17 protein-coding genes are annotated in these 21,459 nt (G+C 66.9%); 8 read left to right on the top strand and 9 right to left on the bottom strand.

Translation table 11 applies throughout. From position 1 onward, the window contains the following. The first annotated feature begins 364 nt into the window (after positions 1–364). On the top strand, positions 365–1,177 hold the full coding sequence (locus tag CFB39_RS29515) for a hypothetical protein (protein WP_089475483.1): 813 nt from the start codon (positions 365–367) through the stop codon (positions 1,175–1,177). A 32-nt stretch (positions 1,178–1,209) separates the two neighbouring features. On the opposite strand, the gene CFB39_RS29510 is transcribed toward CFB39_RS29515, so the two are convergent. Continuing rightward, positions 1,210–2,478 (bottom strand): lipoprotein-releasing ABC transporter permease subunit, encoded by a 1,269-nt coding sequence (locus CFB39_RS29510; RefSeq protein ID WP_089426798.1) that lies wholly within the window; start codon positions 2,476–2,478, stop codon positions 1,210–1,212. A gap of 286 nt (positions 2,479–2,764) precedes the next feature. Between CFB39_RS29510 and CFB39_RS29505 the strand changes: the two genes are divergently transcribed. The 4 genes from CFB39_RS29505 (at position 2,765) to CFB39_RS29490 (ending at position 12,637) form a co-directional block, all read left to right on the top strand. Then, positions 2,765–8,767 (top strand): MG2 domain-containing protein, encoded by a 6,003-nt coding sequence (locus CFB39_RS29505; protein ID WP_089475482.1) that lies wholly within the window; start codon positions 2,765–2,767, stop codon positions 8,765–8,767. Between the two features lie 54 nt (positions 8,768–8,821). Beyond that, positions 8,822–11,236 carry a penicillin-binding protein 1C gene (gene pbpC / locus CFB39_RS29500; protein WP_089475481.1) on the top strand — a complete coding sequence of 805 codons (2,415 nt, stop codon included), beginning with the start codon at positions 8,822–8,824 and terminating at the stop codon, positions 11,234–11,236. Between the two features lie 77 nt (positions 11,237–11,313). Continuing rightward, on the top strand, positions 11,314–11,670 hold the full coding sequence (locus CFB39_RS29495) for a hypothetical protein (RefSeq protein ID WP_256991472.1): 357 nt from the start codon (positions 11,314–11,316) through the stop codon (positions 11,668–11,670). 157 nt (positions 11,671–11,827) lie between these two features. Further along, positions 11,828–12,637: a hypothetical protein gene (locus CFB39_RS29490; RefSeq protein WP_089475701.1), complete on the top strand. Its 810-nt coding sequence runs from the start codon at positions 11,828–11,830 to the stop codon at positions 12,635–12,637. A 240-nt stretch (positions 12,638–12,877) separates the two neighbouring features. Here the strand turns inward: CFB39_RS29490 and CFB39_RS29485 are convergent, their stop codons facing one another. Then, a complete protein-coding gene (locus CFB39_RS29485) occupies positions 12,878–13,216 on the bottom strand; it encodes a helix-turn-helix transcriptional regulator (protein WP_011354126.1) in 339 nt (112 codons plus the stop codon). A gap of 79 nt (positions 13,217–13,295) precedes the next feature. On the opposite strand from CFB39_RS29485, the gene CFB39_RS29480 reads away from it, so the two are divergent. Further along, positions 13,296–14,195 carry a hypothetical protein gene (locus tag CFB39_RS29480; RefSeq protein ID WP_089426803.1) on the top strand — a complete coding sequence of 300 codons (900 nt, stop codon included), beginning with the start codon at positions 13,296–13,298 and terminating at the stop codon, positions 14,193–14,195. 207 nt (positions 14,196–14,402) lie between these two features. Further along, positions 14,403–14,633: a hypothetical protein gene (locus CFB39_RS29475; protein ID WP_089429039.1), complete on the top strand. Its 231-nt coding sequence runs from the start codon at positions 14,403–14,405 to the stop codon at positions 14,631–14,633. A 97-nt stretch (positions 14,634–14,730) separates the two neighbouring features. On the opposite strand, the gene CFB39_RS29470 is transcribed toward CFB39_RS29475, so the two are convergent. The 7 genes from CFB39_RS29470 to CFB39_RS29440 all read right to left on the bottom strand — a co-directional run bounded on the left by CFB39_RS29470 (position 14,731) and on the right by CFB39_RS29440 (position 20,616). Further along, positions 14,731–15,738: an aldo/keto reductase gene (locus tag CFB39_RS29470; protein ID WP_089475479.1), complete on the bottom strand. Its 1,008-nt coding sequence runs from the start codon at positions 15,736–15,738 to the stop codon at positions 14,731–14,733. 51 nt (positions 15,739–15,789) lie between these two features. Beyond that, on the bottom strand, positions 15,790–16,116 hold the full coding sequence (locus tag CFB39_RS29465; RefSeq protein WP_089475478.1) for a carboxymuconolactone decarboxylase family protein: 327 nt from the start codon (positions 16,114–16,116) through the stop codon (positions 15,790–15,792). A gap of 132 nt (positions 16,117–16,248) precedes the next feature. Next, positions 16,249–17,142 carry a LysR family transcriptional regulator gene (locus CFB39_RS29460; RefSeq protein ID WP_089475477.1) on the bottom strand — a complete coding sequence of 298 codons (894 nt, stop codon included), beginning with the start codon at positions 17,140–17,142 and terminating at the stop codon, positions 16,249–16,251. Between the two features lie 82 nt (positions 17,143–17,224). Then, complete coding sequence (locus CFB39_RS29455) at positions 17,225–18,103, bottom strand: alpha/beta hydrolase family protein (RefSeq protein WP_179257757.1); 879 nt, start codon at positions 18,101–18,103, stop codon at positions 17,225–17,227. 110 nt (positions 18,104–18,213) lie between these two features. After that, positions 18,214–18,954, bottom strand: a complete 741-nt coding sequence (locus CFB39_RS29450) for an alpha/beta fold hydrolase (protein ID WP_089475475.1) — start codon at positions 18,952–18,954, stop codon at positions 18,214–18,216. Next, on the bottom strand, positions 18,951–19,757 hold the full coding sequence (locus CFB39_RS29445) for a DinB family protein (protein ID WP_089475474.1): 807 nt from the start codon (positions 19,755–19,757) through the stop codon (positions 18,951–18,953). The genes CFB39_RS29450 and CFB39_RS29445 overlap by 4 nt, the downstream gene beginning before the upstream one ends. An 88-nt stretch (positions 19,758–19,845) precedes the next feature. Then, positions 19,846–20,616, bottom strand: a complete 771-nt coding sequence (locus tag CFB39_RS29440; RefSeq protein ID WP_089459026.1) for an alpha/beta hydrolase — start codon at positions 20,614–20,616, stop codon at positions 19,846–19,848. Between the two features lie 182 nt (positions 20,617–20,798). On the opposite strand from CFB39_RS29440, the gene CFB39_RS29435 reads away from it, so the two are divergent. After that, positions 20,799–21,395 carry a TetR/AcrR family transcriptional regulator gene (locus CFB39_RS29435; RefSeq protein WP_089475473.1) on the top strand — a complete coding sequence of 199 codons (597 nt, stop codon included), beginning with the start codon at positions 20,799–20,801 and terminating at the stop codon, positions 21,393–21,395. Positions 21,396–21,459 lie beyond the last annotated feature (64 nt).

Raw genomic sequence — 21,459 nt, 5'->3', positions numbered from 1 at the left:
GGGCCGCCCGGTCGAAGCGAGGCCGGCGGCACGAAGTGAATACAGGAGTGCGAATCAAATGCGGGCATGCCCGATCTTCCTTCAGGTTTCAGATGAAACGGAACGGCACGATGCGATGAGGCGGGGATGGTGCGAACGGCGGTGCTGCAACGGCAGGAAAGCGCGACGCGAGTCGGCAGGGCCGGCCGGAATGCTTTCCGGAAGCTTGCGCAAAACTTATCTCAGTGAAATCTCGGTGTCAAACTTTTTTAGTTTGAGTCAAACAAAGTTTTAAGCGTGCGGGGCGATGGACCTGCGATCGGTCTAAATTTCCGGGAAATCTGTCCGTAAACGGTAAAAAACAGATTGAAAGGAGAGAGAGGGCATGACGACTTCAGTCACGGCAGCGAGCGGCCTTTCGCTCGTGCAGATGGCGCAGCAGGCTGCGCTCGACGGGCGCCAGCAGGCGGACGCGGCGACCGGGCAAGCGCAGGACACGCCGATCACCATCCGGGCGCTGGACCAGGACGCGATGCAGGCGGCGCGCATGAAGCAGATGTCGATCCTGGGCAACCTGTCGACGAAGCTGCGCGACGTCACCAGCCAGCTCGCGACGAGCCTGCACGAGATCATCGCGAAGCGTCCGGACCTGGCCGACGCGCAGTTCGACTTCATGACCGACAACGGTCAGATCAAGGTCGTGTCGAAGACGATGACGGAAAGCGATCGCGCATGGGTGGAGTCGACGCTGAACGCGAACGCGGGCCTCGTGCTCGCGACGCGCGCGTTTCACCAGCAGGCCGTCGATTTCGCGGAGCAGGGCGCGGCCGCCGTAGGCGAGACGTTCACGGACGACGATCGCAAGGTGGCCAGCCAGCGCGCCGACGCGGACTTCCTCTTCATGAAGGAAGTCAACGCGTCCGTCGCGCGCAACCAGCGGTTCGAAGAGGTCGGCGGGCATTTCACCACGCAGGACGGCACGCGGCTGACGTTCGATCAGTCGGCCGGCACCGCGCGCGGCACGTTGGCGCTGCTGGATACCGACCGCCAGTTGTCGTCGGGTGCGGCGATCTTCGTCGACGAGTCGGGGCAGAAGACCTACGGTCGGCGCGCGAGCCTGATCGACGTCGGCTTCGGCGCCGCGTTCGAGAACATCCTGAACGGCCGCAACAGCATCGGCTTTCACGAGATCGCGTAGCCACGCGCGTCACGGAGCCGCACGCCGCGCGCCTATTCGTCGCGCAGCGCCTCGGCCGGCCGCACCCGCGCGGCGCGCCAGCTCGGGTAGAGCGTCGCGACGCACGACATCAGGAACGCGGCCGCGGCGATCTCGATCACGTCGGTCGCGGCGAGCTTCGAAGGCAGCGAGCTGAGGAAGTACACGGACGGCGTCAGGAAGCGGATGCCGAGCAACTGCTCGATCGCCGGCAGCACCCACGGGATGCTCACCGCGATCGCGCAGCCGAGCGCGACACCCGCGAGCGTGCCGGCGAGCCCGATCGTCATCCCCTGGATCGCGAAGATCTTCATGATCGACCCGGGCGGCGCGCCGAGCGTGCGCAGGATCGCGATGTCGCCCTGCTTCTGGGTGACGGTCATCACGAGCGACGACACGAGGTTGAACGCGGCGACCGCGACGATCAGCATCAGGATCAGCGACAGCATGCGCTTTTGCAGCCGCTCGGCCTCGAACCACGTGCGGTTCTGCCGCGTCCAGTCGCGGATATAGAGGTCGCCCGACAGCGTGCGCGACAGTTCCAGTGCGACGTCCGGCGCGCGCTGCAGATCGTCGAGGCGCAGCCGGATGCCGGTCGGCGCACGCACGTTGAACAGCGTCTGCGCGTCGCGGAGGTGGATGTAGGCGAGCGCGCTGTCGTACTGGTAGTGGCCCGACTCGAACGTGCCGACCACGTTGAATTGCCGGAACCGCGGCAGCGCGTCGCCGATGCGCGCGGTGTTGCCGGGCGCGAAGAACGTGACGCGGTCGCCGATCTTCACGTGCAGCGCGTCGGCCAGCGCCGAGCCGAGCACGATGCCCATCTCGCCCGGCACGAGCGCGTCGAGCCGCCCGGTCTTCAGCTTGCGCGCGATCTCGGACACCCGCGGCTCCAGCACGGGATCGATGCCGCGCAGCGCGACGCCCGTCACGCTGCCCGCGTTCGTCAGCAGCGCCTGTGCGTCGACATAGGGCGCGACGGCGCGCACCGCCGGATTCTGCAGTGACTCATGAGCGGTGAGCCGCCAGTCGGGCATCGCGCCCGTCGGCGAGAAGATTTCCACGTGGGCGAGCACGGACAGCATCCGGTCGCGCACTTCGGTCCGGAAACCGTTCATCACCGACAGCACGACGATCAGCGCGGCGACGCCGAGCGCGATGCCGGCCATCGCGGCGCCGGCAATGAACGACACGAAGCCGTCGCCGGCCGAGCGCCGGCCGCCGCGCGCATAGCGCAGCCCGATCTGCCATTCGAACGGGAGTTTCAAGCGGTTTCCTTTCATTTCGATTCGATCCTGCCGAGCCGCGCATTCTAGCGAACGCGGCGCCGCCGTGTGCAGAGGTTGCGCCCTGGACGACCGAGATCCGCCCGACCGGCCGGTCATCCGGCGGCGTTGCGTGCCGGCACACCGATATTTCCATCGTTTCGGGTCTGATCGATAATGGCGCCCAGCATCCGGTCGAACATACCAAGCAATTACGGCGCAACCGGGCCGCGCCGTCACAGACCCATAACAATTCGGGGAAGGTTGCCGCACCCGGCAGCATGTCCTTGACAAGGAAATAACAATGGATTTGCTGCGCTTCCTGCTGCTCCTGCCGATTCGCGTGGCGGGCTTCGTCTGGTGGCTGCTCGGCTGCGCGCTGCGGCCGCTGGTGGGCGACGTGTCGTGGACGGCGCCCGCGTGGATGGGCGTGACCGCCGCGGCCGTGCGCCGCCGCCCGTGGCATGCCGGCGGCCTCGTGCTGCTCGCGGCCGCGCTCGGCTACGGCGGCTACTGGTTCAAGCATCGCCCGAAGCCGCCCGAGCCCGCGACCGTCAGCTTCACCGTGAAGGCGCCGGCGATCACCACCTACGAGGTGGACGACACCGACAAGCCGAAGATCACCGTGCATCCGCTCGAAGTCGTGTTCGCGCAATCGGCGGCGCCGATCGAACAGGTCGGCAAGCCGGCCGGCGACGGCATCGAGATGACGCCCGCGCTGAAGGGTGCATGGGAGTGGGCCGACGACAAGACGCTGCGCTTCACGCCGGCGACCGACTGGCCGGTCGGCGCGCACGTCGAGGTGCGCTTCGCGGTGCACCGGGTGTTCGCGCCGCAGGTGCTGATGCACGACGACCGTTTCGCTTTCGACCTGCCGGCGTTCGCCGCGACAGTCGGCAACAACGAGTTCTACCAGAACCCCGACAATCCGGCGGAGAAGCAGGCGCTGCTGCAGTTGCGCTTCAACTATCCGGTCGATCCCGCCGAGTTCGAGAAACGCATCGGCCTCGTGCTGGTCGGCCGCGACGGCAAGAATACGACGCCGCTGCGCTACACCGTCAGTTACGACAAGATGAAGACGAGCGCATGGGTCCGCTCGCAGTCGCTCGAGATCCCGCGCGATCCGCTGGTGGCACGGCTCGACGTCGACAAGGGCGTGAAGAGTGCGCGCGGCGGCAACGGCACGCTGGACGTGCTGCATGCGTCGGTCGCCGTGCCGGGGCTCTACAGCCTGTCGATCGCCAACATCGCGCCGACGCTCGTCGACAACGAGCGCTTCGAGCCCGAGCAGGTGCTCGTCGCGGAGGCATCCGACGGCGTGCGCAGCGCCGATCTCGCTGCGCGTGCCAAGGCGTGGGTGCTGCCGAAGCGCAAGCCGGGTGTCGATCAGTCGGACGACGATCCGCCTTACGAATGGAACGTGGCCGACATCAGCGACGCGGTGCTGAAGCAGTCGAAGCCGCTGCCGCTCGACGCAGTGCCGACCGAGAGCGACTACGCGACGCTGCAAAGCTTCAAGTACCACGCGACGCCGGGCGATCGCATCGTCGTGCGTTTCGCGGGCGACCTGAAATCGGCCGGCGGCTACCTGCTCGCCGAGCCGGTGACGACCGCGTTCACGGTGCCCGACTATCCGAAGCTGCTGCGCTTCATGGCTGACGGCTCGCTGCTCTCGATGAGCGGCGGCAAGCGGTTGTCGGTCGTGTCGCGCAACCTGCCGGGGATGAAGGTCGAGATCGGTCGCGTGCTGCCCGACCAGCTCCAGCATCTCGTGAGCTTCAACAACGGCACGTATGCGCGGCCCGAGCTGTCGTATTCGTTCAGCGAGGATCACATCGTCGAGCGCTTCGTGCAGACGCGTGCGTTCCCGGCCGGCGACCCCGGCAAGGCGCATTACGAAGGCATCGATCTCGGCCAGTACCTGAAGGGCGGCAAGCGCGGCGTGTTTCTGCTGCACCTGACGAAGTACGACCCTGCGGCCGAGAAGAAGAAAGCCGACGATGCGAAGGACAGCGATGCATCGTCCGGCGACGGCAGCCAGGATCAGTCGGACAACGCCGATTCGGGCGACAGCAGCGGCAACGGCGACGACAGCGACAACGCGCTCGGCGACACGCGCCTGATCGTCGTGACCGATCTCGGGATGCTGGTCAAGAAGGCGCTGGACGGCAGCCAGGACGTATTCATCCAGTCGATCCGCACGGGCAAGCCGGTTGCAGGTGCAACGGTATCGGTGCTCGCGGTGAACGGCCAGGCGCTGTTCACGCAGACCACGAGCGCCGATGGCATCGTGCATTTCCCCGCGTTCAAGGGGCTCGACCGTGAGAAACGGCCGCAGCTGTACGTCGTGAAGAAGGACACCGACCTGTCGTTCCTGCCGGTGGCCGGCCGCGACCGCCAGCTCGATTTCTCGCGCTTCGACGTCGACGGCGAGCGCAATGCGACGGGCCAGGGGCAATTGTCCGCGTACCTGTTCTCGGATCGCGGGCTGTATCGGCCCGGCGATCCGTTCCACATCGGCCTGATCGTGCGCGCCGCGAGCTGGGCGCGCAGCCCGGCCGGCGTGCCGCTGCAGGCGGAGATCGTCGACCCGCGCGGGATCACCGTCGAGCGCAAGCCGGTGACGGTCGATGCGACCGGCTTCACCGAGCTCGGCTATACGACGGCCGAAACGGCGCCGACCGGCACGTGGACCGTCAACCTGTATATCGTCAAGGACGGCCAGCCCGGTGCGGAGCCGATCGGCAGCACGACGGTGCAGGTGAAGGAGTTCCTGCCCGACCGGATGAAGGTCGACGCGAAGCTGTCGCAGCAAGTGATCGAAGGCTGGGTGAAGCCAAAGGGGCTGAAGGGCATCGTCGATGCGCAGAACCTGTTCGGCACGCCGGCGGAGAAGCGCCGCGTCGCGGCGACGCTGACGCTGCGCCCGGTGTGGCCGTCGTTCCGCAGCTGGCAGGGCTATCACTTCTTCGACGCGCGCCGCGCGAAGGAGGGCTATACGACGACGCTGCAGGACGGCACGACCGACGACAAGGGCCATGCGGAGTTCGACCTCGATCTCGACAAGTACGCGGACGCGACCTACCAGCTCTACTTCCAGGCGAAGGCCTATGAAGCGGAAGGCGGTCGCAACGTCGCCGCGAACGCGCAGACGCTCGTGTCGAACAACGACTGGCTCGTCGGCTACAAGTCGGTCGACGATCTCGGCTACGTGAAGCGCGGCAGCCCGCGCACGGTGCGGCTCGTCGCGATCGATCCGACCGCGAAGGCGATCGACGTGAAGGACCTGCGTGCGCAGCTTGTCGAGGAGCGCTACGTGTCGGTGCTGACCAAGCAGGATTCCGGCGCATACAAATACGATTCGCGGCTGAAGGAAGTGCCGGTCGACGACAAGCCGCTGGCGATTCCGGCGGCCGGGCTCGACTTCACGCTGCGCACCGACAAGCCGGGCAGTTATGCGCTCGTGATCCGCAACGCGGCTGGCGCGGCGGTGAACCGGATCGAGTATTCGGTCACGGGCGACGCGAACGTCACGCGCTCGCTCGACCGCAACGCGGAGCTGCAGGTGACGCTCGCGAAGCACGACTACAAGCCGGGCGAGCAGGTCGAGATCGCGATCCGCGCGCCTTACGCGGGCAGCGGCCTGATCACGATCGAGCGCGACAAGGTGTATGCGCACGCGTGGTTCCATGCGGACACGACCAGCTCGATCCAGCACATCACGGTGCCGGCCGGCTTCGAGGGCAACGGCTACATCAACGTGCAGTACATTCGCGATCCGTCGTCGGACGAGATCTTCATGAGCCCGCTGAGCTACGGCGTCGTGCCGTTCTCGGTGAACCTCGACGCGCGCCGCAACGCGGTGTCGGTCGATGCGCCGGCGCTCGTGAAGCCCGGCGACACGGTGAACTTCACAGTGCATTCGGCGAAGCCTTCAAAGGTCGTGGTGTTCGCGGTCGACGAGGGCATCCTGCAGGTCGCGCGCTACAAGCTCGGCGATCCGCTGAAGTTCTTCTTCCGCAAGCGGATGCTCGAAGTCGGCACGTCGCAGATCCTCGACCTGATCCTGCCGGACTTCGAGAAGCTGATGGCGATGGCCGCGCCGGGCGGCGACGCCGACGATGCAATCGGTCGCCAGTTGAACCCGTTCAAGCGCAAGCGCGACAAGCCGGTCGTCTACTGGTCGGGGATCGTCGACGTGAACGGCGACACGCGCCTGAGCTACACCGTGCCCGACTACTTCAACGGCAAGCTGCGCGTGATGGCCGTGTCGGTATCGCCGGACCTGGTCGGTACGTTCGAAGGCGCGACGACGGTGCGCGGCGATTTCGTGCTGTCGCCGAACGTGCCGACGACACTCGCGCCGGGTGACGAGGCCGACGTCAGCGTCGGTGTCGCGAACAACCTGACGGGTGTCGGCAACCAGCCGGTGCCGGTCGCGGTCACGCTGAAGACGGGGCCGCAGTTGCAGGTGGTCGGGCCGGCCACGCAGAACGTCGCGCTCCCGCCGCAGCACGAGGGTGTCGCGATGTTCCGCGTGAAGGCGACCGACACGCTCGGCTCGGGCTCGCTGTCGTTCGGCGCGCGTTATGGCGCGAAGGGCGCGCAGCAGCGCGTCGACGTGTCGGTGCGGCCGGCCGCCGCGTTCCGCACGCAGCTCGACATCGCGCGCCTCGATCCGGGCAAGAAGGCGAGCGTGCCGAACCTGCGGTCGATGTACGACGCGTATGCATCGCGCGACGCGAGCATCTCGACCGCGCCGCTCGTGCTGTCCGAAGGGTTGTCGTCGTATCTCGTCAACATCGAGCACACCTGCAGCGAGCAACTGGTGAGTGCGGCCGTGCCGCGCGTGTTCGCGGCGAAGTGGCTGTCGGTGCGGGCGCTGACGAGCGCGATGCATGCGACCGACGCCGGTGCCGACGCGACGAACGCGGCGGCGATCACGCAGTTCCTCGGGGTGCTGCGCGGCCGGCAGAACGCACAGGGCGGGTTCGGGCTGTGGAGCGCCACACCGGACGCCGATCCGTTCGTGTCCGCGTACGCGATGCACTTGCTGCTCGACGCGCGCGAGCGCGGCATCGCGGTGCCGAAGGACATGCTCGACGCGGGTAGTCAGTATCTGCAGAAGCTCGCGGCGAACGATTCGCTCGGCTCGCTCGACCTGCTGCGGCAGCGCGCGTACGCGGTGTATCTGCTGACGCGCCAGGGTAACGTGACGACCAACAGCCTCGCGGCCGTGCAGAAGCGGCTGCAGGATGCGTATCCGAACGACTGGAAGAACGATCTCGCAGCCGCATGGCTTGCCGCGTCGTACCAGCTGCTGAAGCAGGACAAGGAGGCCGCGGCGCTGATCGCGGGGCCGCAGGCGCTGCTCGAGCGCAAGCGGGCATCCGACGGCGGCTACGTGACGGGTTACTACCTCGATCCGCTGACGCGTGACGCGAGCGTGCTGTACCTGATCGCGAAGCACTTCCCCGAGCGCGTGCGCAAGCTGTCGCCGCGCGCGATGGACAACCTCGCCGCGCCGCTCGTCGACAACCGCTACAACACGCTGTCGTCGGCGATGACGATCCTCGCGCTCGATGCGTATGCGGCGTCGAGCGCGGGCCAGCTCGACCAGCTCGCGATCGACGAGGTGCGCGCGGGCGCCGCGCCGAAGGACGTGTCGTCGATCCAGGCGAATCTCGTGCGTTCGGGCACGTGGTCGGCCGGTGCGTCGCGCGTCGACTTCGTGAACGGCAGCTCGCTGCCTGCATGGTGGATCACGAGCCAGTCGGGCTACGACCGCGGCACGTCGACGAAGGCGATCAAGAACGGGCTGGAGATCGTGCGCGACTACACCGACACGGACGGCAAGCCGCTCGACAAGATCACGGTCGGCCAGGAGATCGACGTGCACCTGAAGATCCGTGCGACGGGCTCGGCGAGCGTCGGCAACCTCGCGATCGTCGACCTGTTGCCGGGCGGCTTCGATCCGGTCATCGCGCCGCCGCCCGTCACCGACTCGCAGGAGGGCGACAGCAACGGCGACGGCCGCGCGTCGGCGCCGGTGGCCGATGCGCCGTGGCGTTCGCCGATCGGCGTGAAGGGTTCCACGTGGCAGCCGCAGTTCGCGGACGTGCGCGAGGATCGCGTGGTGATCTACGGCACCGCGACGACCGACGTGCGCGAGTTCGTCTACCGGATCAAGGCGAGCAACGCGGGCCGCTTCATCGCGCCGCCGGCCTACGGCGAGTCGATGTACGACCGCCGCTTGCAGGCCCAGGCGCCCGGCGGGTCGACACTGACGGTGGAGCGCGTGCGATGACGATGAGGCTGCAACGTCGTTGCCGGCCGCGCCGGGTGCGAGGAGCGCCCGCGCGTGGCTGACGACGTTTCGGTGCGCCGGCGCGTGCTGCACGGCGCCGGCCGCTGGCTGCATCGCTGGCAGAACTGGATCGCCGGCGTGCTGCTCGTGTTCGGCGCGCTGGCCGCGTGCCGGCTGTGGCCGCATCCGCCGCTAAGCGACTGGAAGCCGTCGTCGGTCGCGGTAACCGACGCACAGGGCCACTTGCTGCGGCTCACGCTCGCGAAGGACGATCGCTACCGGCTGTGGGTGCCGCTCGACCGGATGTCGCCGCAGCTCGTCGAAGCCGTGATGCTGCACGAGGACCGCTGGTTCTGGTGGCATCCCGGCTTCAATCCGTACGGGCTCGCACGCGGCGCGTGGATCACGTACGTGCGCGGCGGCAATCCGCAGGGCGGCTCGACGCTGACGATGCAGCTCGCGCGCTCGCTTTGGCGGCTGAACACGCGCACGCCGGCCGGCAAGCTCGAGCAGGTGGCGCGCGCGGTGCAGCTCGAACTGTTCTATTCGAAACGGCAGATCCTCGAAGCGTATCTGAACGATGCGCCGTACGGCCGCAACGTCGAAGGCGCGGGCACCGCGAGCGTCGTCTATTTCGACCGGATGCCGGACGCGCTGACGCTGCCCGAGGCGCTCGCGCTGGCGGTGATTCCGCAGGACCCGGCGCGACGGGTGCGCGGCGGGCAGGATGAAATCAACCGCGCGCTGACCGTGTCGCGCAACCGGCTGTATGCGCGCTGGCTGACGACGCATCCGGGCGATGCGTCGTTCAAGCCGCTGTTCGCGTTGCCGCTTGCGATGCGGCCGCTGTCCGCGCTGCCGTTCGATGCGCCGCATGCGGTCGACCAGGCACTCGCCGCACGCAGTGCGTGGCGTACGTCCTCGAGTGCGACGGCGAACGACAGCGACGCCGACGCGCGGCTCGTGACGACGCTCGATCTCGACCTGCAGCACACGCTCGAACGGCAGATCGCACGCTATGTCGCGCGCAACGATACGCGCGGCGTGCGCAACGCGGCGGCGATCCTCGTCGACACGCGCGACATGGGCGTGAAGGCGCTCGTCGGTTCCGCGAACTTCTTCGACCGCACGATCGACGGGCAGGTGAACGGCACGCTCGCGCGGCGCTCGCCGGGATCGACGCTCAAGCCGTTCATCTATGCGCTTGGTTTCGACCAGGGCGTGCTGCATCCGCAGACCGTGCTGCGCGACGTGCCGACCGCATTCGGCCCGTATGCACCGGAGAATTTCGACGGTCATTTCCTCGGGCCGATCACCGCGACCGATGCGCTGAACCGCAGCCGCAACGTGCCGGCCGTGTGGGTCGCGTCGCAGCTCAAGTCGCCCGATCTGTACCGTTTCCTGCAGGAAGCCGGCGTGCGGCGGCTCGCGAGCGCGCAGCACTACGGGCTCGCGCTGGTGCTCGGCGGCGGCGAAGTGACGATGCAGGATCTCGCGGCGCTCTACGCGATGCTCGCGAATCGCGGCGAGTTCCGGCCGCTGCGGCTGCGCGCGGACGAACCGGCGCTGCCTGGCAAGCGGCTGCTGAGCGCCGAGGCGAGCTACATGACGATGGACATGCTGCGCCAGCATCTGCGCCCCGACGAGACGACCGGCGCGCAGCCGTCGAGCGTGCCGGTCTACTGGAAGACCGGCACGTCATGGTCGTTCCGCGATGCGTGGACGGCAGGCGTGTTTGGCCCGTATGTGCTGGTCGTGTGGGTCGGCAACTTCGACAACTCGACCAACACGGCGTTCGTCGGCGTCGATGCGGCCGCGCCGCTGTTCTTTCAGGTTGTCGATGCGCTGAATGCCGAGCGCACGCTCGTCGAGCCGCCGCGTGCGATGCCGCCGAAGCTGAAGCGCGTGCGGATCTGCCTCGCGAGCGGCGACTTGCCGAACGAGTGGTGCCCGCAGCAGGGCTGGACGTGGTTCATTCCGGGTACGTCGCCGATTCGCGTGAGTACCGTGCACCGGCCGGTCGTGATCGACGATGCGACGGGGAAGGCGGCGTGCCCGCCGTACGACGGCAAGCGCACGCATGCGGAGATCTTCGAGTTCTGGCCGTCGGATCTGCAGCAGGTGTTCGTGCAGGCAGGCATTCCGCGCCGACGGCCGCCGCAGAATGCGGACTGTCGCGACGCGGGGCAGGTCGAGGGCGATCCGCCGCGCATCACGTCGCCGCTGCGCGGGAGTACGTATGCGATGCGTGTGAAGAGTACGGAGGAGACGCGCATTGCGTTCAACGCCACGGCCGATGCGAGTGCGCACGCGCTGTACTGGTTCGTCAACGATGTGTTCGTCGGGCGCGGTGTGCCGGGCGATGCGCTGTTCTGGCAGCCGCGGACGGCCGGTAGTTATACGGTGCGGGTGGTTGACGATCACGGGCGCAGCGATCAGCGGCCGCTGGCGGTGGGGTTGGAGCAGTAGGCGTTGCGTGGCTGTCGCCCGGGTTGCCGCCGGGTGACTGCGTCGACCGCTTCTGTGCTGGGAGGATTTCCGCGGACATGGGGCAGACTGTCGGCATTCGGCCGGATTCATCGTTCGACAACAGCGCAACGAGAAACGAAATGATTGCAATCGACGTCGCGTGGAAGCACGCTTTCGAGACAGAGCCGGTTCGGCTCGTTTCGGTGCTGGATCCGGATCGCTATGAGGTGCGCAAGCTCGAATTCTTTCGCGACGGCCGGGTGGGATTTGCCGACGATGTGAGGTCGTCGCATGGAACGGAGCTTGGAACGGTTCCCGTGCCGTCGCTGGTCGAGATCAACGCCGATCCTGAATTCGACGGAAGAGAGATCACGCTGGAAGATTTCGAAACGCTATGGTCGCGCCATGTGAGCCGTATCGATCGCGTCGACTGAGTGTGTGGTGCTGGGCGGCAATCAGTCGCTCGACATCAGCGCGCAGATTGCCGACCATCGATAACGAGAGCGTCGAACGTCATCGTCCGCCGATATCGGCAATATCGGAACCTCGGAAGCTGTTGCTGATCCATGCAGTCCACTTATGCGATGCCTTATGGACAAGAAAGCAAGAAACATCCTGGTCAGAACTTACTGGAACAGCAAGGGATGGGTTGACAGAAAGGACAGGAACATCAGCGACGCCGATCTTGCCTATGCAACGGAACAAGGCGTGATGTTTGCCCCCGTCACGCTGACGCACGACCAGAGCATTACGGCAATCAAGGAAATTCTGCCGAAGGTCGCGCAGGATGCCGTAGCCAGGGCGTTTTTAAGCAGCCTCTCGACGCGGCGGCTGGAATGGCGTTCGGCGTTGGCTTCTTTCGTGTGCGCGCAACGATTGTCGCCGCCGCATGAATACGTACCGAAGGTGAGCGGACACGGGTACACGAACGGTGTCATCACGCACACCGCCTATCGCTGCGGCGTCTGCGACGGATCCCGGGAGTATGAGGCGGTGGACTTGAGCGTACTGAATTTCGAGCGCATCAAATGGGGCGGCGTGCGTCTCGGCGACCGGATGTATACCTTGTTCGATTTGCAGCAATTCCTGCGCGAAGAAATTTCCGAGCCCACGCAGGCCGACATCGACATTCTCAAATCGATGCTGTCAGTGATTGCTCATAGCCAGCCAGATGACTACCCGAGTGCGTTGAGGGACAACCTCGCGCCGGTCATCAAATCGTCGAAAAGCGAGCGCGGCGTGTTGATGGAAATTCTGGCGTGCGTTGATATTCTGCGACCGTCGTCTTACGACAGGCCCTCGCGAGGCAGGCACGATTGGCATTTCATGGAGCAATGGCGCGGAGAGGACAAATACAACGAAGCTGCCGTGAAGCAGTATTTCGGCAAGTATCTCGATTGACAAGAGACCGCAACTTGCCCGGTTTGCAGGCCGGGTTGGCAGCACCGATTCAGCCTGCCTCGATTGCTGATGCCGCACATCGAAGCCAATGCTGGGTTCGGCCGAGTGGCGGCATTTCAAGAATGCTGCATGTCTCTTGCGGGGCGTCAGGCAACATCCATTGCAATCGCCAACGCGCCTTTTCTTCTTCTCTTCCGGCGCTTGCCGTAGCCGCGGGCGCGTAACGCCCCGCCCACCCCATCACCCATCATCCGCCTTCGCCTGCAGCCCCTTCAACCCCTGTATCACGACCAGCAGCGCGCGCCCGTGCTCATCCGACCCGTCCCATGCGTCGACGATCGCGTCGCGCAGCAGGTCGTTGTACTGGCGGCGCGACGGCCCGGTATCGACACCATAGAAACTGCATAGCTTATTGAATGGCGCGCTGCGGCGCAGCCGGTGCCCGTTCGACAGCCTCAGGCGCGATACGGTCGGTTGGCTGACCCCGGAGAGTCGCGCGATTTCGCTGGACGAGCGTGTATCTGCCATCAGGCGGCGCAACAGGTCTTGAACGGGAAAATCTTGGTCCGGGGCTTCCATGCGATGCATTATACCTATACAGTTACGGCTGTTGAATGGGCTTGCTGTCACCAGCGAGGCTGTATCCCCGAGAAAGTTGATGACACTGAAACACCTCCCACCCACGTTCTGCTGGACCAAGATCGGTACCGAGTCCGGCGAGGATTTGCCGACCGTCGTGCTCCGCAAGGAATGGGAGCGCCGGCTTGGGGGCGGGCGTTTTCTGTGGGGCATCAACCAGCCGCTCGGCAGCAGCGCGCAAGTCGCCGCGCATCGCACGGGCTCGCTGCTCGCGCTGTTTTCGCCGGTCGCATCGCGCCCGCGGGCGGGCGAGCGGAAAGACATGCTGCTATGGAACGCGTGGGTCGATGCGAGCGGGCAGGTGCGGCCGTTGCCGCCGCACACGTTCATCGCCAGCCGCTCGACCCTGCCGTCGGGCCGGCGCCGCGAACAGCACTACGCGCTCGTGTGCGCGTCGTCCACCGCGCTGACGGTCGGTACGCAATTGCGCGTGTTTCCCGATCACCTGCGCAGCGTGAGCACCGGCCAGCCGCTTGGGGCCGCACAGGGCGCGGCCGTGGTCGATTGCGTCGGGCGTGCGAAGGAGCAGACGGGCAAGAGCTATCCGCTCGCGCTGTCGGTCGAACTCGAAGCACCGTATTTCGTGCGGCTCGCACAACCGTGCGTGCTGAAGGCACGCGATCTCGCGGAAGTGAACAAGGCCACGCGCGCGGGCGATTTCGATCGCTTCGTCGAGCTCGTCGCGCGTTTGCGCGGCCGTTCGCCGACGGATGCCGTGCGCGGCGTCACGCGTGATCTGTTCGATGTGCCGCCGATCGAAACGGCCGCCGCGTATGTTGCGCCCACGCACGCGGCGCGATTGCGCAACCGGCCGGCGGCCGAGCATCCGCGTGATCTCACCGGCGACCTGTTCGACCTGTCGCCGGGTGAAGCGGCCGCGTTCGCGGGCCTTGCGCATCCCCGTATCGGGCGCGCGTGATGAAACGCGCGACGCAGATCGCGCAAGAATTTGTTGCAATCTCGCCATAGCGGAGCGGCGAGCGCAGAGCGACAATCGGCACGAAGCGCGCTGCGCGGCGGCCGATGCGTCGATACTCGATGGGTCGTGGTTCCCGCCGCCGACATGCGCACCACGCACACTGAGCGTCGGCGTGCTTCACACTGCAACCCTGAGGGAGAAGTGTCGATGTCGACCCACATCTGTTCGCGGGAAGCCCGGGCCGCGCAGCGCTTCGTCGAAGCCACGCGCAACGTCGATCAGGCGTTTCGCGCCGTGCGCGGCGAAAGCGACGACGACGTTTCGTCGGCCGAATACGCACTTGCGATGTCGCGCCTCGATCGTGCGCTCGACGAGCTGGCGCGTGCGCAGGAATTTTTCGATCGCGTCGTCAGCGCCGACACAGCGCACGACAACTGATCGAGCCGCATCAACGTGAAAGCGCGTCGGGCGACGCGCTTTCATCATCTTGCCGGGTATCGCGCCCGGCATGTCATTCAGTCATCCCGTTCCGACTTCAAACCTTGCGGCCTTCGACCGGATAGCCGGGATCGGTATAGCCGTGCGTCGAGGCATGCCCGGGCGGCACGAGCGAATCGACGAACCGTTCGTCATCCGGGCCGAGTTCGAGCTTCAGCGCATCGACGTAGCTGTCCCAATGCGCTTCGGTGCGCGGCCCTGCAATCGTCGAACTGACGATGCGGTTCTTCATGACCCACGCGAGCGCGAACGCAACCGACGTCGTGCCGCGCGCGGCGGCATGCGCGGCCACCTGCTGCGCGATGTGCAACGATTCGGGGCGCCATTCCGTTTGCTGGATGCGACGGTCACCGCGGCCCGCGCGTGAATCGGCGGGCGGCTGCGCATCGACTGCATATTTGCCGGTCAGTACGCCACGCGCGAGCGGGCTGTACGGCACGACGCCGATCCCGTAATGCGCGGCGGCCGGCAGTTGTTCGACCTCGGCCGTGCGATCGACGAGGTTGTACAGCGGTTCGCTCGCGACCGGGCGATCGATGCCGAGCTGGTCCGCGAGCCGCACGATCTCGGCGATGCGCCAGCCCTTGAAGTTCGACAGCCCGAAGTAGCGCACCTTGCCTTGCCGGATCAGGTCGGCGATCGCGCGCATGCCTTCGTCGAGCGGCGCATCGGTCAGCGCGCGATGGAAATAGAGGATGTCGATGTAGTCGGTGCCGAGCCGCTTCAGGCTCGCGTCGACCGATTCGACGATCCATTTGCGCGACTGGCCCTGCCGGTTCGGCCCTGCGTCCGGCCCGGCCGGATAGCCGAACTTCGTCGCGACGACCCAGCTGTCGCGACGTGATGCAATCGCGCGGCCGACCACTTCTTCCGAGCGGCCGGCGTGATAGACGTCGGCCGTGTCGATGAAGTTGATGCCCTGGTCGAACGCCTTGTCGATGATGCGCGCCGATGTCGCTCCGTCGGTTTCGCCGCCGAACATCATTGCACCGAGACACAGCGGCGACACCTTGAGCGCGCTGCGCCCGAGATAGCGGTAATCCATGAAGGCTCCATGCGGGCGCGTGCCCGCCGGTTGAATGTAGGGATGCTGCGCTTACACGCCGGCTTCGTCGAACACGCGCTGCGCGATCGTCACCGCCGAGCTTGCGGTCGGCCAGCCGGAGTAGAACGCGAGGTGCGTGATCGCTTCGACCAGCTCGTCGCGCGTGAGGCCGTTGTCGAGCGCTTTCTTCAGGTGGAACGGCAGCTCGTTGACGCGATACAGCGACACGAGGCTCGCGACCGTGACGAGGCTGCGATCGCGCGGCGACAGGCCGGGGCGTTGCCACACGTCGCCGAACAGCACGTTGTCGGTGTAGTCGGCGAGGGCGGGGGCGATGGCGCCGAACGCTTTGCGTGCGGCGGAAGTCGGTTCGGACATCGAGGGCTCCGGGGAAAGTGGGGAACACCGTCGATGGTAGCCACCGATGCGTCTATCGATAATCCCCGCCAATCCGCATGCACTTATCGACCCGATTCATGAATCGCGGCGCATGGGCGGCGCACGGTCGGCTCATGCGCGATAGCGCAGCGCCTCGACGATTACCGCGAGCGCGCGCGACGACTGCCGCCGGCTCGCGTAGTACAGGTGATGACCGGGGAACGTCGGGCACCAGTCGGCGAGCACGCTGTCGAGGCGGCCGGCGGCGACATGCGGCGCCGCGAGTTCGGCGGGCACGTAGGCGAGCCCGTAGCCCGCGAGCGCCGCATCGAGTGTTTCGTAGGTGCCGTTGAACGTGACCTGCCCGTCGACGCGCACCTGAAGCATCTCGTCCCCGCGTGCGAGCTCCCACGCGTACAGCGCGCCATGCGTCGGCAGGCGCAGGTTGATGCAGTCGTGCGCGACCAGATCCTGCGGCGACACGGGCCGCGCGCGTTCCGCGAAATACGCGGGCGCGCCGACGATCGCCATCTTCATGTCGGCCGAGATGCGTACGGCGATCATGTCTTTCGCCACCTGGTCGCCGAGCCGCACGCCGACGTCGAAGCGCTCCGCGACGATGTCGGACAGCCCGTAGTCGTTCACGAACTCGACTTTCAGGTCGCGATAGTCGCGCAGGACCGGCGCGAGCTTCGGCCACAGCAGCGTGCGGATCACGAAGTCGGTCGCGTTGATGCGCACGGTGCCCGTGGGCTGGTCGCGCAGTTCCGCGAGCGCAGCCAGTTCGGCCTCGATTTCGTCGAAGCGCGGCGCGAGATTGAGCAGCAGGCGCTCGCCGGCTTCGGTCGGCGCGACGCTGCGTGTCGTGCGCGTGAGCAGCCGCACGCCGAGGCGGGTTTCGAGCGAGCGGATCGTATGGCTGAGCGCGGATTGCGAGACGCCGAGCTGCGCGGCCGCCCGCGTGAAACTGCGCTCGCGCGCGACGGCGATGAAGGCGAGGAGATCCGCAAAGTTGTCGCGCGGCATGGAAGGTGTCGGGTGGTCGATGCCCGCGCATCGTACCACCGGGTTCGCCGGGCCGCGTCGTGTCGCGGCGATGCGGCGCGCGTCAGCCCGCGCGGGTCATGCCCGGCGCATGGGGCGCGGGACGGTACGCATAGCCGCGCTGCTGGAACGACGTCGCGAAGAACCGCATCTGGTAGCGGATCGCATTCGCCCAGTAATCCCACGTGTGGCCGCCCGGCCGTTCCGCATAGTCGTGCGGCACGCCGAGCGCGACGAGCCGTTCGTGCAGCGTGCGGTTCGAGCCGACGAACGCGTCGTCGCGGCCGCAGTCGATCGTCAGGTCGAGATGCGCGCGCACGAACGCGCTGGCGCTGGCGGCGATCACGTTGCGGTCCCAGAACGACGGATGGCGGCCGGGGTCGCCGAATACGTGGTCGATGCCCGGCTCGTCCGCGCAGCAGCGCGGATCGACCGCGCCGCTGATGCTGCCGACCGCGCCGAACGTGTCGGGCCGGTCGAGCGCGATGCGCAGCGCGCCGAAGCCGCCCATGCTGAGCCCGGTGATCGCGCGGGCGCGTTGCGTGGCGATCGTGCGGAAGTGCAAGTCGATGTACGACACGACTTCGTCGCCGATGAAGGTTTCATAGCGGCTGCCCGAATCGAACGGGCTGTCGATGTACCAGCTCTCGTGCCCGCCGTCGGGCATCACGAGGATCACGTGGTAGCGGTCGGCCAGCGCGGCGATGCGCGTGTTCGACGTCCAGTCGGTGTGATCGCCGCCGGAGCCGTGCAACAGATAGACGACCGGATAGCGGTCGCCGTCGCGGGTGCCGCGCGCATAGGCGTCGGGCAGCACGACGGTGGCCTTGAGCGTCTCCTTCATCGCGGCGCTGGGAATCACGACGACCCGCGCGTGGAAGGCGAGAGCAGGGCCTGAAATGGCGACCAGCAGAAGCAGCCAGAAGGCGCGTGCCAGGTACATCGATCCTCGCATGTGTCGACCCCATCCGGCGCCGGGCGCCGGGAAAACCCTGTTCGGACGACTCTAGCAACCGCGCCTTTCAACCATATTTCGGCGAATCCTACGGGTTGTCAGGCGGGCGGCGCGGACACGATGCGCTCGAGCGCCGCGCGAAACGCATCGGGTTGCTCGGCCGGGATCAGGTGCCCGCAGCGCTCGATCGTGTCGAAGCCGGCGCAGCGCGCGAGCGCCCGGTCGGGCACGTGCCAGCCTGCGCGCGAGCGTTCGCCGGCCATCAGCCAGACCGGATGACGCGCGAACACGTGCGCGAGTGCCTGCAGATAGCCCGGTTCGCCCGTCGTCGCGACCACCGAGCGGCCCATCGCGCGCAACGTCGATGCCGGCTGATGCGCGAGCCAGCGGCGGGCGTCGTCGACGAGGCCCGGCGACGGCGCGTCGATCGCGCCACGCAGCCAGCCGTGCGGATCGGCACGCAGGCCGTCGAGCATCGCATCGGCTTCGGCAGGCGTCATGCGGCCGACCGACGCCGACCAGAATGCATCGTCGAGCGTGAAGTTGCCCTCGATGTTGACGATCCGCCGCACGCGTTGCGGGTGCGCATGCGCGAACAGCATCGCGATCGCGCCGCCGACCGAGTGGCCGACGACATCGACCGGCTGCGCGCCGAAGTGCGTATCGACGGTATGCCGAAGGTGCTCGACCTGCGCGGCGAGTGTGATCAAGTCGAGCGGTACTGCGCGATGCGCGCCGTAGCCGAGCAGGTCGGGCGCGAGATGCGGGCCGTTCCACCCGCGCACGTCGAGCGTGCCGATGAAACCGTGGATGAAGACGACGGGCGTGGGCTGGGTCATGGAGCGGGCGCGGCAGGAAGGGGCGGCAATTCGAGTTCGGCGAGCAGTTCGTCGAGTTCGAGCACGTGCGTGCGGTCGTGGTCGAGCAATTCGCGCACGAGTTCGTCGAGCGACATGCGGCGCAGGCCGTCGCGCAGCCCGCAGCGTGCGAGTTGCGCGGAATCGAGCGCGGCCGAGGTTGCACACAGCGCGGCGCGGCCCGTGCGGAATGCCGTGACGGCAGCGTCGAGCGGTTGCGCGAGATAGTCGCGTTGCGCGGCGAGCGCGGTGCCGTCGACGGATGCAATCACGGGCAGGTCGAGCGTGCGTACGGCGTCGATGCGCTCGGCGAACACCGCGTCGAGATCGCGCAGGTGGCACGCATGCTCGACGAGCGAGAAGCCCGTGCCGTCGGGGCGGCGTGTCCACAGCGCGGCCGGCACGTGCGCCGCATACGCGGCGAGCCGATCGGGCAGGCGGGCCAGCGCGGCGACGACGTCGGTGAAAGGCAGCAGTTGCGGATACGCGCTGAACACCGCGCCATAGCTGAACAGCGTGCCGCCGAGCCGCCCGCGCGCCTGCACGACGTCGTGGCCGTGACGGCGCATGACTTCCGCGACCATCGCGCCGCAGAACTGGCGGGCTGTCGTGTCGGTTTCGATTTCGGGGAATTTCAGTGCAATCTCGTGCTGGATCGCGCCGATCGCGGCGACGCCCACGCGCGACAGCGCCGCGAATTCGACGTAGCGCTCGGGTTGCGCGATCAGCGCTTCGAGCTGGACGCCGAGCGGCGTGGTGCGGAAACGGTCGAAACGGGAATGCATGACGGAAGGAACTCGCCAAGTAACGTATCAAAACGATACGTTACTCGGCGAGGGGACGTCAACAGGCGGAATCGGGCAAGACGTTGGCTCACTCCTTGCCTGCGCCCTTGGCTGCCTGTTCGATCAGCTTCGCGACTTCGGCCGGGTGCGAGATGTACGCGACGTGGCTCGACTTGAGTTCGATCGTCTTGCTGCCGGCGCGTTGCGTCATGAAGCGTTCGAGCTCGGGGTTGATCGCGCGGTCGGCCGTGGCGACCACTGCCCAGCTCGGCTTGGTCCGCCATGCGGCATGCGTGATCGGCACGCCGAACGACTGCGCGGCCGGCGTCACCTGCGAGATCGCCATGAATTTCGCTTCGGCGGCCGGCACGTCGGCCGCGAAGTCGGCGTGGAACGACGCTTCGTCGAAATACAGATGGCCGTCTTCGGTGGCCTTGATCGCCTTCGTCGCGGGCGGCGTCTTCTTGGTCAGGTCGAGCGGGCTTTCGCCGGTGTCGGGCTGGAACGCGGCCACGTAGACGAGGCCCGCGACCTTGTCGTCGTTGCCGGCTTCGGTGATCACCGCGCCGCCGTAGCTGTGGCCGACGAGGATGCTCGGGCCGTCCTGCGCGTCGACGACACGCCGGGTTGCCTTCACGTCGTCGTCGAACGACGTTTCCGGTTGCTGAACGACGGAAACCTTGTAGCCGTCGCGCGTCAGGATGTTCGAGACGGCTTGCCAGCCCGAGCCGTCGGCGAAGTAGCCGTGAACCAGCACGACGTTCTTGACGGGGGCGGCGACGGCCGCGTGCGAACCGAATGCGGCGGCGGAAACGGCGAGTGCCGCGGCGATGTGGCGAAGTTGGGAAAAGCGCTTCATTTTCATTCTCCAGAAGGAAGACAGGGTGGGAAACCGTCGGATATCGACAGGCGTCTTGTTCCGTCGATGAAGTCATCCTACTAGTAGGTAGGATGATCGACAAGGAGAATTTGCGGCTGGAAAAGACTATCTCAGGGCAGTAAACTATCGCTGTTTTTCATCCGACTAGATGGTAGGCAGATATGACGGTATCGGGGGACAGTACGGCGGGCCGCATTCTCGAGGCCGGGCGGCAACTGATCATGCGGCGCGGCTATAGCGCGTTCAGCTATGCCGACATCGCCGACGCGATCGACATCCGGAAGGCGAGCATCCATCACCATTTCCCGACGAAGGCGGATCTGGCGGTCGCGGTGCTGCAGCAGTCGCAGGCGAATTTCGATGCCGATATGTCGCTGCTCGACGCGAGCGGCGCCGACGCGCTGGTGCAGATGCGCGCGTACATCGGCTACTGGGAACGCTGCATCGCGGACGACAGCGCGCCGTTCTGCGTCGCCGGCATGCTCGGCGCGGAGCTGCCCGCGCTGCCCGACGAGGTCGCGCGGGCGGTGAGGGCGCATTTCGACGACCTCGCCGCATGGCTGGTGCGCGTGCTCGAGGCGGGGGTGAAAGACGGCGTCGTGCAGCCGGACATATCGGTGCAGACCGAGGCCGCGACGTTCGTGTCGCTGGTCTACGGCGCGATGCTCGCCGCGCGGGCGTACGGCAATGCCGGGATGTTCCGGGACGTGACCGGCGGCGCGGTCGAGCGGCTCGCGGTGCCGCGCAAACGCGGGTGAGCCGCGCACGCATCAGCGGGTAGGAGCGGCGTCCGGCGGTGAGGCGAAACCGTCCGGCGCCGCC

This window comes from Burkholderia sp. AU6039 (assembly GCF_002223365.1).
Lineage (GTDB): Bacteria > Pseudomonadota > Gammaproteobacteria > Burkholderiales > Burkholderiaceae > Burkholderia.
The sequence above is the reverse complement of the archived record's forward strand: the minus strand, read 5'-3'. Positions and strand labels throughout refer to the sequence as shown.